Annotated in this window: 8 protein-coding genes; 2 read left to right on the plus strand and 6 right to left on the minus strand. The window is 39.5% G+C overall.

Annotated elements, in window-relative coordinates:
- Positions 1-56: 56 nt before the first annotated feature.
- Positions 57-1,883: an ABC transporter ATP-binding protein/permease gene (locus LBQ60_00565; GenBank protein MDR2036393.1), complete on the plus strand. Its 1,827-nt coding sequence runs from the start codon at positions 57-59 to the stop codon at positions 1,881-1,883.
- 104 nt (positions 1,884-1,987) lie between these two features.
- On the opposite strand, the gene LBQ60_00570 is transcribed toward LBQ60_00565, so the two are convergent.
- Together LBQ60_00570 and LBQ60_00575 are read right to left on the minus strand one after the other, a co-directional pair.
- Positions 1,988-4,045: an HDIG domain-containing protein gene (locus LBQ60_00570; GenBank protein ID MDR2036394.1), complete on the minus strand. Its 2,058-nt coding sequence runs from the start codon at positions 4,043-4,045 to the stop codon at positions 1,988-1,990.
- 25 nt (positions 4,046-4,070) lie between these two features.
- Positions 4,071-4,613, minus strand: a complete 543-nt coding sequence (locus tag LBQ60_00575) for a hydrolase (GenBank protein ID MDR2036395.1) — start codon at positions 4,611-4,613, stop codon at positions 4,071-4,073.
- A gap of 466 nt (positions 4,614-5,079) precedes the next feature.
- Between LBQ60_00575 and LBQ60_00580 the strand changes: the two genes are divergently transcribed.
- Positions 5,080-9,030: a PAS domain S-box protein gene (locus LBQ60_00580; GenBank protein MDR2036396.1), complete on the plus strand. Its 3,951-nt coding sequence runs from the start codon at positions 5,080-5,082 to the stop codon at positions 9,028-9,030.
- A 76-nt stretch (positions 9,031-9,106) separates the two neighbouring features.
- Here the strand turns inward: LBQ60_00580 and LBQ60_00585 are convergent, their stop codons facing one another.
- From LBQ60_00585 to LBQ60_00600, 4 genes are read right to left on the minus strand one after another with little or no spacing between them, the layout of a single operon-like run.
- Positions 9,107-10,726, minus strand: coding sequence for a DUF4998 domain-containing protein (locus LBQ60_00585; protein MDR2036397.1), 1,620 nt, complete (start codon positions 10,724-10,726; stop codon positions 9,107-9,109).
- A 27-nt stretch (positions 10,727-10,753) separates the two neighbouring features.
- Entirely contained in the window at positions 10,754-12,052 is a 1,299-nt protein-coding gene (locus LBQ60_00590; protein ID MDR2036398.1) for a DUF4959 domain-containing protein, read from the minus strand.
- Positions 12,053-12,070: 18 nt separating this feature from the next.
- Positions 12,071-14,011, minus strand: coding sequence for a RagB/SusD family nutrient uptake outer membrane protein (locus tag LBQ60_00595; GenBank protein ID MDR2036399.1), 1,941 nt, complete (start codon positions 14,009-14,011; stop codon positions 12,071-12,073).
- Between the two features lie 10 nt (positions 14,012-14,021).
- On the minus strand, positions 14,022-17,201 hold the full coding sequence (locus tag LBQ60_00600; protein MDR2036400.1) for a TonB-dependent receptor: 3,180 nt from the start codon (positions 17,199-17,201) through the stop codon (positions 14,022-14,024).
- Between the last annotated feature and the right edge of the window lie 254 nt (positions 17,202-17,455).

Consider the following 17,455-nt stretch of genomic DNA (forward strand, 5'->3'; position numbering starts at 1 on the left):
TATAAAATATCAGGGAAATGTTTACTTTTACGCCTTTATTTCAATAGTATAATTTAATGAAAGATTTTCTTCGCCTGTTAAGTTTTGCCAAACCTTATGGCAGGTATTGGCCTAAGTATGCTTTGTTTACCATTATTGGATCCTTAATGGGAACTATCAATTATGTATTGATAGCACCAGCTCTAAAAGTAATTTTTAATGGACACTCGGACTTGGATTTGGTAAAACCGGAAATGACAGAAGATTTGATAACTTATTGTAAAGATATGTACAATTACTATCTTACTGTTTATACTGTTGAACATGGAAGTATGGGGTCTTTGGTTTTTGTTATTTCCATACTACTTTTTGCTTCATTGATTGCCAATACATTCCGTTATCTTTCCCAAAGAACTTTAACATCACTTCGTGTAAATGTAATCCGAAATATACGTAAAGCTATATTTGATAAAATATGTCATTTCAATGTCGGTTACTTTCATGACAAACAAAAAGGAGATATTTTATCAAGTATTTCTAATGATGTAGCAGAGGTACAGGGATCTGTCGTAAATTCTTTCCAGGTAGTTTTCCGTGAACCCTTATCTATAATTGTCGCTATGGGGGTTTTATTCTATCTCTCTCCTCAACTCACTTTGTTCACTTTAATAGCACTGCCTGTAGCCTCTTTTTTTGTTGGCCGGCTGGTAAAGAAACTTAAAACCCATGCAAAAGAAGGGCAGGAATTAGTAGGGCGGATTCTCAGTATTTTTGAAGAAACCATATCCGGAATTAAAATTATTAAGGCTTTTAATGCAGAAAAATATATCACTAACAAGTTTGATGAAACCAATAATAAACATCGGAGAGTTAATAAGCGGGTTATGAATAGGATTGAACTGGCAAACCCCTTGTCCGAGTTTTTAGGAGTAGCTATTGTTTGTTGTATCATTTTTTATGCCGGTTACATGATGATCAACGGTAAAATGAACATGGGTTTGGAGGATTTTGTGTCTTATCTGGCCATTTATTACAGTCTTCTTGCTCCTGCTAAAAATTTAGCAAATTCTTATGGTAATATACAAAGGGGGATGGCTTCCGGCCAACGTATTTTTGCTATTCTGGACCAAAAAAATAAAATAACAGAATCGGAACATCCTTTAGCGATCAGTGCTTTTCGGGAAAATATTGCTTTTCGGGATGTTACTTTCCAATACGCTTCCGAACCTGTACTACATAGTATTAATCTCACCATCCCTAAAGGAAAGATGTATGCATTAGTGGGACATTCGGGTGCGGGAAAATCAACGATTGCCGACCTTATACCCCGATTCTATGATGTCACATTAGGAGAACTATGTATCGACAATGTGAACATTAAAGATTATAAACTTGATGACCTGGTTGGTTTGATGGGAATTGTCACGCAGGAACCGATCCTTTTTAATGATACCGTGTTTGCCAATATTGCTTTCGGGATGGGAAATGTAAGCGAAGAACAGGTAATAACAGCAGCAAAAATAGCCAATGCCGATGAATTCATCGTCTTACTTGAGAACGGATATTATACCAATATCGGAGATAGAGGCATGCGGTTATCCGGAGGACAGCGCCAACGTCTGGCTATTGCCCGCGCAGTTTTGAAAAATCCTCCTATTCTCATTCTTGACGAAGCGACTTCCGCACTGGATACTGAATCTGAACGCTTGGTACAGGATGCATTGACAAAATTAATGGCCAACCGGACTTCCGTTGTCATTGCACATAGGTTATCTACGATCAAGCATGCAGACTGTATCTGTGTACTCGATAACGGGCGCATTGTCGAGCAAGGTACACATGATGAATTGATCCGTATTGAAAAAGGAATATACAAACACCTGCATTCGTTACAGGTGAAATAAATGCAGCATTTTTATCTGCGGGAGAAGTGCAATATCTATTTTTATTCGCAAATCTGCAATCTACGAACAGCTCATCTGAATAAAATATCTAAAATAGTATCGATTTAGTCTTTGGGATATTCGATCCGGACATGATAGATATTCATCAGCCGGTTTTTGATGATCTGCTTGGCTGTGTTGATCTCCCTGTAAGTAATATTGGCGTCATTATATTGATCCTCCAGAACCTGATAGTTAACGATATTGTCAACCAGGTCGCTGATGCTTGCCTGGTTGATTTCCTTTAAGCTCCGGGAAGCTGCTTCAATAGAATCACACATCATCAATATGACCATTTCTTTTGAAAAAGGGATAGGTCCCGGATAAGTAAATTTAGACCGGTCTATTTTCTGGTCGGGATGTTGCTTTTGGTATTGATGATAAAAGAAACGGACTGTAGTGGTACCATGATGGGTGCGGATAAAATTAATGATATGCTGCGGGATCCTGTTCTTCTTGGCAATCTCCACTCCATTGGATACATGTTCAATAATGATTTGTGCACTATTTTCCGGACTGATGTCCTCATGGGGATTTCTTCCTCCGGATTGGTTTTCAATGAAATATGCCGGACGGGATATCTTCCCTATATCGTGATATAAGGCCCCGGTACGCATCAACAAAGGATTTCCTCCTATCTTCTGTATGACTTCTTCTGAAATATTCGCCACCTGTAATGAATGCTGGAACGTGCCGGGAGCAACTTCTGATAATTTACGCAATAAAGGCTGGTTAGTATCCGATAGTTCCATCAACGTAATATCAGATATAAACCCGAATATCTTCTCGAAAATAAATATACTCGGGTAGGCGACAAATAACAATGCCCCACTTATTCCGAAACGGACATAATTCATCCATTCGATTTGTGAAAATTTAATGCCTTGCATCATGATCAATGCTGTATACGTAACAGAATAGGTGGCGATAATCCAAAGAACAGCCCTAAAGAGTGTTCCCCGACGATAAATGGCTTGCACATTGACTATTCCGACAATTCCTGCAATAAAATTCAGGAAAATAAATTCAAACCCGTTAGGTGCCAAAAAGCCGATCAATAATGTGGATACCATGAAAATAAACGTTGCCGTACGGGCATCGAAAAAAGTACATATAATAATAGGTATCAATATAAAAGGAAGATTATACAAGCTGAAATATCCATTACGCACCACCAAACAGGATATCCCGACAAACATAACCATCATCAGCAGGAGAAAACCTGTCCGCAATGTACTCCGGAATATATCCTTACGGAAAAACATCAGGTAAATGTATACCAGCATAAAACAAAGCGTAATGACGGATATCTGCCCTACAAGTATCTGGCTGAAATTACCGGATGTGCCTACCTTATGTTCAAATTCATACTTTAATGAAGTCAACTGAATGAACTTTTCATCATTGACGATCTCTCCATTAGCAATTATTTTACGATTAGTGGGTATCACTCCTTTTGTAGGAGATATCTTTTTTATACTTTCAGATTTGGCAGTATTGGTAATTTCTGCATTATAAAAAACATTGGGCTGGAGAAATTCATTCAAATCAAGACCTTTCAGAAAATTCCGTTCCTCTTCATGCTCCATCAGGTCCAATTGACTTATAATTAAACTATAAGCCGTTTTCGGAGTAAATACATCACTTCGATTCATTTCTTCTCCGACATTGTTTCTGATGATCATCACCTGTTTGGATAAGTTATCCGAAGAAGGCTGATCGCCTTGAAAAATTCCGGTCTTATACACAGAATCCAGTAAGGATAATCCTTTTTCGTACAGGTATTTTTTCTTGTAAGTATTTAAATGACCATTTTCCCAATGTGTATTAAATACTTTTTGGTAAGCTGATTTCTGTTGTTCGGCAATCTCAGGACGATAATTATAATATTCAGCAAAGGAACGAAGAATACTATCTGTTTCCGTGGCTATTTCAGATTCCGATTTTAGAATAGGTACATCAAACGGCGCATACAGATCTTTGTGCCCCCATATCTTTCCCTTCTGAAATTCATACGGATATTTTCCTTCCCTGGGAAACAATAAACAAATAACAACAACACTTATGATATACAACAATATAACATAAGTATGCGTACGTATAAAAAGTAAAAATCTTGACATTCTATTCAATTATATAATCATCCGGTTATTTCACCAGTTTTGATATTTCTTTAAATGTATCGGTCCCCGCTTCCCGGCACAATTCAAAAAGGATAGATTCAACGCTGCCGGTTACCGCACCTTCATCACGCATGCGTTTGATCCCGATACGTCTGTTCTCCGGAGTACGGGACGATATACAGTCCTCGATAATTACAGGTGTATAACCTGAATATATCAGGTCAATAGCCGTCTGCATCACACAAATATGTGACTCCACACCAGCCATGATCACATACTGCTTATTATTCAATGCTAAATTTTCCATAAAAGCAGGATGATCACAGCAACTGAAACATACCTTTTCGATAGGATGTACCGGATCCAGTAATTTTCGCAAAGATTCGACTGTTTCACCCAACCCCTTTCGATATTGTTCCATCCACAACAATGGTACTCCCAAAATCTTCAAACCACGTACCAGAATCTGTATGTTCCGGATTATTTTCTCATGATCATGTATCACCGGAATCAAACGCTCCTGAACATCAACGATCAATCCGATACTTTTTTCTTTATCAATCCTCATAATACATATTTCATACAAAATAAGGGAAAAACATTGGATAAAATTTCCAGAAATTCAAAAATATTCATCTCTTCCGCTAAAAATTGAATACAAAAATTGTTCCTCAATTTCATATTACATTTTGATATGTATGTGAAATTCAAAAAAATAATTATATTTGCATAAAGGAAAAGTCACAGAAAAGAACACAAATTACTCATTGATAACACAATGCACAATTAATTGATAATTAAAATAATAGCATATTTTAAAAAACGACAAAAAAAGTAAAACCTTTTTTATCCAAAAACATCAATAAATTAACCATTTTATAATCATTTACCAAAAATTAAAAATATTGTTCTATTTTTGAAGTTGACACAATCATTAAATTTAAATATAAACAGAAACGAATCAACCTGTCCTGATAAGGAAGTAATTTCAATACCATTATTTTATTGTAACATTTTCCATAAATCATTCTGCTATGAAGAAAAAGGATAACAGTAGATCCGATTTTGCAATATTGGGTACCAAAAGACTTCGAACAGAAAACGCTAAATTACGAAGCGAGGTAGACAGATTATCCAAAATCAATTCAAGATACAAACAAATCATTTCAAACATTTCGAACAGTGTTATAGCTATTGATATGTCTGGAGATATTGTAGACGTTAGTTCGACCAGACGTGATTCTCATACCGGACATGAAAAAATGATCGGAAATTCATTCTGGGATAAATATGAAGAGTTAAATCTTACGGAAGATATGATCCCACATCCGGAAAACGAGGAGAAAATGACCTTATTATATAATGCAGCCCAACAAAAAAGCCGCAAGCTTCACCAAATCACTCAAAATAACAAGACATCTACACAAAGGTGTATTGATTATTTTATGATAAAAGACAACAATGAAGAACTCATTTGTATCGTAACAAAAAATATCACTTCAGAAATACAGCAAAATTGTGCCTGTCTGCAGGAAAATAATATCCGGAAACCGGATACAGTGCATGAAAAATATACCTCTGCAAATAAAGAATTAGAAAAACAAATAGCAGAAAAAAATAAGGCCATTAGTGATTTAAAAGAAAACAGGATGATCTTCACAGCTTTCTTTGAACAATCCCGCGAAGGCATTTTGCTTCTTGATAAAACAGGAAAGATTCAACGATGTAATAAAAATGCAGAGACATTTCTTTCCTTGAACAAGAAACAATGCATCGGAAAATATCTTTGGGATATAGCACAAACAACATTGGCTAATCCCAGGCAATATGATGATTATAAGGATCATTACAAAATAATGATAGAAGATATTATTAAAAGTAAAAAAAATGATATTTTCCATGAAGAATATAATTTCCGGATCACACATTCCGGGACGCCCCGTTATATCCATACAATCCTTTTCCCGGTTGTTGTGGATGAAGAAAAATATATAGGCGCAATATTACAGGACAAGACGGAAATATATTTTTATCAACAGGAAGTAAAGGATTATAATGAAGAATTGGAAGCACTGGTCCGTAAAAAATCCCAGGCCTTATATGAAAATGAACAAAAACTACGGACGCTTAGTGATAATTTCCCTAATGGATTCATATTCCGTTTCGAAAAAAATACAGAAACATCAGAAATAAAATTTACCTACCTCAGTAAAGGATTTACAAAAATAACAGGCTTGGATCGGGAAAGTGTAATGAAAGATCCCTACATCTTATTTGAGCGGATGCCCCCGGATAGCTTGAACAAATTAGCTGAAATAGATAATATCAAATCAATTGATTTTATTTCAACTGCATTCCTTGGCGAAAATAACCGGGAACATAACTGGTATCATGTATCCGGCATTACACATCCCCAAAACAACCACATATTGGTCAACGACGGATTTGTTATGGATGTTACGGAGCAGATGGCATATCGCGAGGCATTAGAATTCAGCGAACATCGCTTAAAAACCATTGTCAGCAAACTTCAGGATATGGTTCTTGTCATGGATGCAAACGGTATCATTTCGTATGTTACACCTTCCTGCCGCAGCATAATCGGGTATGAAACGGATGATATCATTAATCAATCCATTTTTAAATATATACATCCGGAAGACAATCAAACGGTCAACCAATACATTAACTATGTACAAACATGTAATGAATTACCCGAATGTAGATACCGGTTTTATAAATCCAATGGCGAAATTGCCGAAGTAAAAGCCGCTATTGTTAACATGCTGTATGATCCTTATGTAAACGGACTGGTGGTTACCCATACCGATATTACTAAGCAAGTAGAAACTCAAAGACGTATGGAAAGAAGCCTGTTACGCCATCGCCTGTTAAATAACATATTAATACCCCTACAAAGGACTGAAGTGATTGACCCTGTGATACAAAATGCAATCAATCAATTCGGAAAATTTCTGAATATAGCCTGTATATCAGTATATGAGTTCGCTGATGATCTGAAAATCATGAAATGCCTGTTTGACTGGAGTGAAAATGATATATCTATTGTATCAAAAACATTCATGATTGAAGATGGAATCATATCCGAGGAAGTGACCATAGATCGTTTCTGGGAAAATGAGATCATCCACATCACTAATTTTAACCGGGTCAGTAAAGATGTAGTACTCCTCTTAAAAAGACGGAAGATCGAATCAACATTATTGATCCCATTATTTGTAGATGGGGGTATTTTCGGAATGGTTTCTTTTTCTGTTTGCGGAAAACGGGAATGGAAACATGACGAGGAAAGCCTTTTCCTTAGTTTCTCCCAAATATTGTCAAGCGCCCTTCAAAAGCAGAAAGCCGCAGCTTCTGAACTGGCTGCTCAACGCTATATTGCCCGGAACCTGGAACGACAGGAATTATTAAACAGGATTTTGACTCCTCTTCAGAAAGCAAAAAATATGGGTCAGAATATCCAGAAAGCATTAGGTGAGATCGGTCGTTATACCAATGTGAGCAGAGTATCAGTGCATGAAATAAGCAATGATATGATGTATTGGACCTACAGCTATGAGTGGTGCAATACAGGTATTGAACCTCAAATCGACAAATTTAAACGCCATTCATATGATACATACCGCTTTCTATTCCAATCACTGAAATCCGGACAATCTTTTTGCGTGTACGATGTAGAGAAGGCATCTCCTCCACTCAATGAAACACTAATGGTACAGGGGATCTGTTCTATCCTTTTCATACCCTTGTATATGGACGGTATCCTGAAAGGATGTATCAGCATCAGTGAATGCAGCTTTAAACGGCAATGGACGGATGATGAAATATCTCTTCTTAAAGGATTTGCACAAATATTGTCCAACTCCCTGCAGAAATTAAAAACCGAAATAAGCAAAGAAAATGCCCTTATGTCAATGATTACGGTTTTAGACAATACACCCCTGCATATCTATGTAACGGATGTCGTCAATAATGAATTATTGTTTGCCAACCAGAGAGTAAGAAAGACCATACACAACAGCATTGTTCATTCTTCCATCAATGATATTTATGGAGAAATTCCTGAAGAATTACAAAACGACAGGTCACACGATGTGGTGGCTTATGAACACTACAATCCGGGTAACAATATCTGGTTGCAGCAAAATGCCCTGAATTTTCAATGGATTGATGGGCGAATGGCCCATATCGTTACAGGAATCGATATTACCCAGCGGAAAAAAATGGAATTGGACTTAATAGAAGCAAAAAATAAAGCCGAAGAATCAGACAGGTTAAAATCTGCATTCCTGGCCAATATGTCGCATGAGATCCGTACACCCATGAATGCGATCATTGGTTTTTCCCAGTTAATTGTAGAAGAACATAGCTCCGAAGAAGGCAAGCAATACTCAGGTATCATTAAAGATAATTGTGATTTACTGCTCAAATTGATTGACGATATCATTGAATTATCAAAAATCGACTCGAATCAGGTGGATATTTCTTTAACATTTTGTGATTTGAACATTTTTCTAGATGAACTTGACGTTTTCTATAAAGAAGAATTACAAATCAGAAAAAAAAATGAGGTGAAGTTCATCTGCCACAAAACACCACAACTACCTGTCATTCTAACAGATACAATAATTTTGCGGCAAATCCTGGATAATTTACTGGATAATGCCATTAAATTTATTGATAAAGGACACATTAAAGTAACATGTGATATTCCCGATGACGGGTACATCCATTTTACAGTTTCGGATACCGGTATCGGTATCCCAGAAAACAAACAAGGGATCATTTTCGAACGTTTCCGGCAGGCGAAAGACAACAATATCCGGAACCTTTCCGGAACCGGATTAGGATTATCCATTTCTAAAAGTCTGGTACGACTGCTTGGTGGTGATATCCATTTCGATTCGAAGGAAGGAGAAGGGACATCTTTTCATTTTACCGTTCAACATCAATCTGTTGAATAAAATCAATACCTTACTGAATAAAAAAGAAGATATCCGTTTGGATATCTTCTTTTTTTAAAGCATTCACTCAGGGTCATTAATAATAATAGCCCAGCTTGAAATCAGCTATCTGCATGGTATTACTGGCTGAAGTCCATAAATCATACCTTACTTTGACATATTTGTAGGTAGATGTTACAGGAAGTGGTACATTTCCGCTTTCCATATTAGCTCCGGGAGCAAATACGCCTTTATCAGTCGGTTGAGTGGAATCGGCCGTTGAGCTTGTAGGTACAATCGGTTCGGCATTGATCTGCGTCCATTTGCTTTCATCTGTAATACAATCATCATCATTACTACCAAAGAAAGTTACACCCTGTGGTTTCAGACCAGCTCCGTTGCCTCCGTTTTCTCTGTAACGCATACTGAAATAATTAAATTGCTGAGGTGTAGTCGGATCCAAACGGATAATGAACCATGGCTTTTCATTGGGTTCAGTAATGCTGACTCCACCATTACTATGTGTGGCACCATCGGTAGCATCAGTACCGATACCTTTTACCATCGACAGATATGTGCGGCTGTCACTGTCAAAATGAGCACTTGGGCTGTTGGTCCCATCACCGGAAGTATTACTGAGTGCAGCGTTATTGTATGGTAAAAGATGTGACAAATACGGAGACTTATTCTTGTCATTTACCGATGATTTATAATTCACAGTCGCTATAGGATTTCCGGTTTCCTTATCTGTTTCCGGATCTGCATACCAATTGGTTCTATCCATATCAAAATACCTTGCTGTTGTATATTCCTGCATGGTAGTTGATACCGAAACATCATCAAATTGATATAATCTGAGACAATTGACTACAAGCGCATTATAGTCTGTTAATGTAATCGTATTGGAGGTAGTGGATTGCGATTTTTCTTCACCTGTTGTGATATCAACCCACCGGAATTCATAACCGGTCCAATAGCCATCATTTGGTACAGGCAAAGTAAAACTATTGGTCGGTTTATCAAATCCGGCATCTATTTCCGCTTCCGTTGCATTCATTACAAAATACTGCCAGGGGGACTGAAAAATGTCAGTGCCGCCTTCTTCTGGAATATAAGAAGTACGGTAACGGAACGAGCTTGCTTTGAAATCATTCAGGTAACCTACAGTATCAGAAGAATTGATTTGTACGAAAAAAGCATTGCCGTCCTGTTTCCACTCAAAATCCGTATATAAGACAGTCTGGTCGGCATTTTCCCTGTATACGATCTTCCGGTCTGCGCCAATCTGGTCATTTTTGATAATATTCCGGTTATTCAGGTATGATTCCCATACGGAACCGTACACTGTCGCAGTTACCGAAGTAGGAACAGAAGTATTACCTTCATCGTCCAGAATATATACTTCAAAAATATAAGAAGCTTCAGCCAGATCATTAATATAGAAATCTGTTGCTACAGAAGGATCAAATGGTTGCGTGTGGTGTCCTTGTTTATTCGACCAGTATATTTCAGCCTTAACACCACGTGGGTCTTCTAATTTAGGCCACATAAAACGGACACGGTTACGTTCGCCAATGGCTATTAACTCAGCTTCATCCAGTTTGGCAAGATAAGTGATCGGTCCATCGTCTACAAAATCTTTATAATTATCGTCTATAGGCGAACAGGCACCTGCAAGAACGATCAGGAATAAGAATAAATATCTGATATTATTCATGTTTTACAAATTAATATGAATGAAAATTTATTTATCTGAACCGAAAACACTTATTTCAGCCATCATAACTGCATTGGCTATTGTATTGGTAGAGAAGCATTTCAAAACCTGGATGCGTATATACCTGACTTTTCCGTCCGTAGCATCCAATGCCATTTCATGCCCTGCTTCTATCAATGCATCATCTTCAGCAGAACGGTCGTTATTTCCGGGATACGGCTCGAATGAGCCGTCGGCGCGGGAAATGTAGAAGATACCCAGATCCAGCCAGGCGGTGGGATCATTGATATCATCCACCAGTTCAGTAGGATCACTACCATTATATGTAGATGCGAATACGCGTACAATCTGCGGATGCCCGTTACGGAACTTATTGGCAGCGTCATTCCTGGGCCATATCAGTAAACGGCTCAGCATATACTGGGCTCCGAGATCAATGGTCACATGCTGCGGGAATGGGGCCAGGGGCTTGGTATGATAGCATGCTCCTGATGTGTGGCTTCCATCCCATAAATATCTGACTCCGGTGGTGGAACCGCTCCAGGTATGCATCTTATGCCCCCAGAAATTTGAAGGTAGTAATTGGCCAGTCTGGTCAGGTACAAAAGAACCATCACCATCCAGGTTGCACAACGCTACTTCTGCAAATTTATTCTTGGGTAATTCCATTTCAAACCAGGGTTTAACCGAGGCCTCTTTCATCGGGGACCAGTGTCCCCAGCGGTCGCGGACCTGTACGCCAAAATGTTGTAGTGTATCTGCCGCATGCCCTTTGTTATAGAATTGTATATTCGGACTTATCAAATAATCGGTACCTACTTCGACATATTCGTTCATTACGGTATCTTTTTTAAAGGTACGGAAAGTAAGTTTCGCCATCGTTTCATTTTCAGAAACAACACGGACACCTAAAAAGTAAGGCAGGATATTCATTTCATCATATGCAACCAGGTATGGAGGACGAGCCGGATTGACGGTCGCCTCTACCGGTTCGGAATAGGTTCCGCCGTCGCTGATGGAATACAGTTTTACATTATATGTACCTTCGGCGCCAAAACCGTCCACCAGGATAGAGTCGGTATAGAACGAGGCTGTGGCATCGTATTCGATGCCGTCATCGGTGGTCCATACAGCTTTTACATACTTCAGATGCTTGTCGTTCGGGCGGTCGTAATAAATAACGGAAGCCCCGCTGATATCCCTGACCCCGGTAACCGTTACCTGTTTCGGAACTTCGGTACTCCCCTTAGGAGTGTTTAAATCATCTTCTTTACAAGAATAAAGCCATAAACAGGCTGTAATAAATAGAATAATATATCGTGTCATTATTATATAATTAAAAGGTTACCAACCGTAATTTTGAAGTGTATTACTGTTTCGCAGAATTTCTCCGTCATGTATCGGCCAGAAATAATCCTTAGGGGTAAATTTACGGGTATATATCCATGTTTCGGAAAAATATTCCACAGGGTCTGATGCGGTCAGGTTCCAACCGGTAATCGGTTTATTGTATTCGCTCATAGCTGTTTTCCAGCGACGGATATCCCAGAAACGGTGTCCTTCAAATACAAATTCGATCAATGTTTCCTGTTGGATAATATCCCTGAGGCCGGCTTGGCGCGTATATTTTCCGGGATCATTGGAATAATTGTTCCATGACTCGGCTACTCCTTTCAGACCGGCTCGATCCCTTACTATATCGATATAACTAATGGCCTCATTCCTTGCATCCTGTGTATTATATGCTTCGTTAAGCGCTTCGGCATACATCAGATAAAGTTCAGGCAAACGAAAGGCCGGAAACGGATACAGGGTATAGGTTACCGTGGTAGATGCGGAACATACGGTCAGCCAGTGAAGTTGTTTTTTAGGCCACATACCGGTCATATTCCATGAATGCCCGATTTGATTTTGGGTATATTCACCGGCACGGGCATGGGGCGCCTGCCCTGTTTCACTGGTGTTGCCCTGACCGAACCAGATGCCGCGGTCGAAACCAACACTGGCATACAAACGGGGTTCACGGTCGAAAAACATTCCGGCTGTCCGTTCGCCTGTCTGCAGGTAATACAATTGGTCGAGACCGGCGACACGGGGTGTGAAACGTTCGTTATAATTCCACGTTTTGTCTTCGGTGATCGGCACACCGTTCTTGGTATAAAATTGATTTACGATCTTCAATGGTACGGCATAATTGTTCCGGTTGGAGGTCTGTCCGCTGGCATTGGTCGCATTAAAATCCCTGGGATATGCCTGTAACTGGTATGCCTGTGGCCAGTTACGGGAATCGGCCCAGAGTACTTCCTCGTTCCACCTTTCCACAAATGATCCCCTGATACTGAGCTTAAGCCTCGTCTGTTCGGAAATATTACCAAATTGGGTACCGGTATAACGGTACAGCTTATCGATCCCTATATCGGGATTATGATAGAAATCAATGGCATCCTTACAAGCCTGTGCGGCGCGTACCCATAATTCCCTTCTTTCTTCTTCGGTTTTATTGGGATTGAAGATCTCGATACCCCGTTTATCCTTCAGGCCGATATAATCCGTATTACCATTGTACAAAGGGCTTGCAAAAGTCACCAGCATTTTGGCTTTCATCATCAGCGCTACCCCCCTGGTGATCCGCCCTAACTCGGTTGCCTGATCCTGAACTGTGACCATCAGGTGGTTACGATTGATAGTAGCGTCAATTTTACTGATGCAATATTCCACACATTCGTCCATGGTATTACGAAATACATGGGTAGTCTCAGTGTCATCCTGTACATCCAGGTTCACATCCTTAATAGGAATAGGCCCGTACATCCTGATCAGAAAAAAATGCAACCAGGTTTTGATTACTTCAACTTCAGCTATCCAACGATTTCGTTCATCTTCGGTCATATCGGGAACACGCCCGATATTGGCAAGAAAGATATTACAATCGCTGATACCACGGTAGAGTGGTTTTCCACCCAAATTATCTGATGTCCGCCAAAAATCAAAGTACGGATTATTGGACCTTTGATTACCTAAAGCAAGGTATTTGGCATTGTTGGCCGCTGTATATTCGGTAGCCAACCAGATTTCATCGCCGCCCAGCAATGTAGGGTCTCCGTCGTATCCCCCGACAGCCGGCAAATATGAATAGCAGGTAAAAAAGAACTTTTCAGCCTGCGAACGCATTGAAAATGCGTTATCCTCAATGGTGGCGATCATATCGGGTACGATATCGAGGTAGTCGCACGCCGAAGCCATACAAACCGATAAAATGATAATGATATGTTTTATTTTTTTCATTGTTCTATGATTAAAATGTGATAAAAATACCCAGGTTATAGGTACGCTGAATAGGATATGCCAGTCCGTTACCGGCCATTTCCGGATCCCAATCTTTGAATTTGCTAAAATAAAATACATTATTGCATGTAGCGTATACACGTAAGGTACTCATGTGTATTTTCTGGGTGATTCTTTCGGGTAAGGTATAGCCCAGTTCTACCGATTTAAGACGCAGAAACGATCCGTCACGCAGGAACCATGTATTATTTTGATCATTGTGTGTAACCTGAGTTCTTGCAGTTGCCAGGCGCGGCCATGTCGCATAAGGATTACGGTTGGATTCACTCCAGTAATCGTCGGCAATAAATTGCATCAGTGAATTATGTCCTACTACGCTTCCAGGATTACCATTGGTGCCTGTAGTATTAAAGAAAGGCGATGTTGAATTATAATTAATCATAAACGACCGGCGATGGAGTCCGTTAAAGAAAAAGGAAAAATCGAATCCCTTATATCCCATGGAAGCGCCGAACCCATATTGTATTTCAGGTTTAGAAGGATAGCCGATGGGTGCCATGTCGCGATCGCTGATAACACCATCACCGTTCAGGTCACGATATTTAATATCGCCGGCCCGTACCTGGGTGCTACCGAATTGTTGAGGGGAATTGACAACATCGGCATCATCGATAAACAGTCCTTCCGCCAGATAGCCATATATCTGGTCAACATTATTCCCTATGCGTAACTTCCACCATTCCGTTTCATAATCATAATCTTCATACTTGGTATATTTATTTTTGGTATATGTGAAATTGATACGGCTCTGTACCCAGAAATTGCCTGCGGTTAAACTTTGTGTGACGGAAAGATCCGTCCCCTTACCTTTTACTTCACCCAGATTTGCCTTCGGATTCACCCATAAGCCCATAGAATAGGGAATAGTCGTACGATCCTGCAGGATATTCGTCCGTTTTTCGGTAAAGTATTCCCAGACAATGTCTAAATTTCCAAAGAGGGATAATTCCATAGCTATATTCGCTTTGTGGGATACTTCCCAGGTAATATCGGGATCGGCATACCGGCTGATAGAAATACCGGGACGGATATAACCATTCTGCTCGTAGCCGAATCTATAAGCAGTACTGCCTGAATTAAGGCTCACATCCGAAAGGTAGAGGAAACGCTCTCTACTTATATTGTCATTACCTACAAGCCCATAAGAACCACGGAATTTTAACTGGGTGATCGTTGATTTCAATGGTGCGAAAAATTCCTCGTTAGAAACCATCCATCCTGCGCTGATAGATGGAAAAAATCCCCAGCGATGCTTGGTGGAAAACCGCTCGGAACCATTGTATCCGAAGTTACCTTCTACGAAATACCTGCTTTTATATCCGTATGATAACCTTCCGGCCAGGCCCACATTCCTGAAAGGCAATGATCCTAATACGGTTCCTGATGAAGTAGCAGGAACTGTCCTATTTCGCAAGGTAAAAATCAATTGGGCGCTCACATCATGTATATCCTGAAAGGTCTGGGTATAAAGGGCGGCCGATTCAAAATAGGTGGTTTTTATAATTTCCGGGAGAGAAATGAATGATGACAGACTTTCCCCATCGGCGTCCGGATTAATGATCGCCACCTCGTATTCTCCGGTCAGATAATTCTGATCGATTAATTTATAAAAATACGGATCATACTCACGTGCTATCTGGTCCGTTGCCTCCCGTTTGGTATTAAATAACGCCCTGACAGAAAGTCCGTCAAGAAGAAAATCTAATTTCTGATTTAACTCCACTTGAGCGCCCATTACCGATTTACTGCGTTCACGGTACCCTTTCACCATTTCCGCATAAGGATTCAGGTACTGACCATCGCCGGCATTACCGAACATCGTGTGAGTTACATACCTATGGTCTTCGTCAACTGGATAATATGCGGGAAACAACACGGGGTTACTTTTCATGATCAGGTTGTACATATAGTTTCCTCCTGTTTGATCCTGCGGGGCATAAGGGCCTTCAAGGTCTTCAAAAGTTCCGTCCAACCTCACTTTCAATTCGGTCGTCTTGGTAACATTTATATTTACATTGGAACGTAAACTGTATACATCCAGTTTAATATTGTTGTTAAAATTATTTCTGGAGTCGACTTTCAAAACACCATTATCCCTGGAGTAAGCGGCTGACACATAATATGTTGCCACATTTCCACCACCTTTAATGTTCACATTTACACGCTGGTTCAAGGTTTGCTTCTTCAGCAATTCGTCACGCCAGTTCGTTGCCGGATAGAGTATCGGGTATCTGCCGAGCTCTGTATTCTCTATCTTTTCATCCGAATAAAGCAGGGGATCACCTAATGCACGGGTAATGATGGCTTCGTTGTGCATTTTCATATAGGTAACAGGGTCGGCTAATTTAACCTCTTTAGCCGGCTGTGAAATGGTTGTTTCGTACCTGATGGTAAACTGCGCCTTACCGGAATGTCCTTCTTTAGTCCTGATAAAAATAACGCCGTTTGCACCACGGGCTCCGTAAAGCGCCGTAGCTGCGGCGTCTTTCATGATAGAAAAACTCTCGATATCATCCGCCTGGATACGCGCTAATTCCGTTTTATCAATTTCAATATTATCTACCAGGATCAGAGGATCGGCATTATAGCCAAATGTGGTAACACCACGGATAAAGAAGTCGGCATTATCTGCACCAGGTTCTCCTGAAGATTGGTACGAAATCATACCCGCCATCTGACCGGCAAAGGTCGTGGTCAGATTACTGGTAGGAGCTTTCAGGTTTTTCGGGGAAATAGTAGTAATTGCAGCAACAACACTTTCTTTCTTTTGCGTACCGAATGCCACAATAGTCACTTCATCCAGTTGTTGAGTATCTTCCAATAATTGGACATTAATGGTCGTTTTATTGGCTTCTACAACGATTTCCTGGGTCACATAACCTACAGAACTAAATTGCAAAGTGCTTCCGACAGGAACATTAGCTAATGTATAATCGCCTTCCATATCTGTAGCCGTTCCCAGTGTAGTACCTTTTATAAGTATTGAAGCGCCTGGTATAGGGCTTACATCTACATCCAATATCTTTCCTTTAATAGTCACAGTCCCCTGAAAAACATTATTATTGGCCTGTACCAAAAAAGGAAAAACAGATAAAATAAAACATAAAATTATAGCTTGCTTTTTTTTCATTTTATAAATTTTTCAATGATTTTATTACTCATATTTTTAGCTGATTGGTTTTAATACAGTAAATTCATATTGCTTTTTTCATAGGCATTTTAATTATTGGTTATATATATAAATCAAATGTTTATCGAGTATTGTAGCAAATGTGTATGCAGTACAGATATTTTCTCAAGAAAACGATCAAGTATGGGTATAAACAAAAAAATCCCTGTTCGTTTTAGAACTTTAACTAAAACAAACAGGGAAGAAAAATATCT

The sequence above is a fragment of the Bacteroidales bacterium genome (assembly GCA_031275285.1).
GTDB lineage: Bacteria > Bacteroidota > Bacteroidia > Bacteroidales > UBA4181 > JAIRLS01.

What these genes read in the sequence shown, in the direction of transcription:
- LBQ60_00570 (MDR2036394.1), bottom strand. Translation starts at nt 4,045, where the DNA reads ATGTCAAGATTTTTACTTTTTATACGTACGCATACTTATGTTATATTG.
- LBQ60_00575 (MDR2036395.1), bottom strand. Translation starts at nt 4,613, where the DNA reads ATGAGGATTGATAAAGAAAAAAGTATCGGATTGATCGTTGATGTTCAG.
- LBQ60_00590 (MDR2036398.1), bottom strand. Translation starts at nt 12,052, where the DNA reads ATGACACGATATATTATTCTATTTATTACAGCCTGTTTATGGCTTTAT.
- LBQ60_00585 (MDR2036397.1), bottom strand. Translation starts at nt 10,726, where the DNA reads ATGAATAATATCAGATATTTATTCTTATTCCTGATCGTTCTTGCAGGT.
- LBQ60_00600 (MDR2036400.1), bottom strand. Translation starts at nt 17,201, where the DNA reads ATGAAAAAAAAGCAAGCTATAATTTTATGTTTTATTTTATCTGTTTTT.
- LBQ60_00580 (MDR2036396.1), top strand. Translation starts at nt 5,080, where the DNA reads ATGAAGAAAAAGGATAACAGTAGATCCGATTTTGCAATATTGGGTACC.
- LBQ60_00595 (MDR2036399.1), bottom strand. Translation starts at nt 14,011, where the DNA reads ATGAAAAAAATAAAACATATCATTATCATTTTATCGGTTTGTATGGCT.
- LBQ60_00565 (MDR2036393.1), top strand. Translation starts at nt 57, where the DNA reads ATGAAAGATTTTCTTCGCCTGTTAAGTTTTGCCAAACCTTATGGCAGG.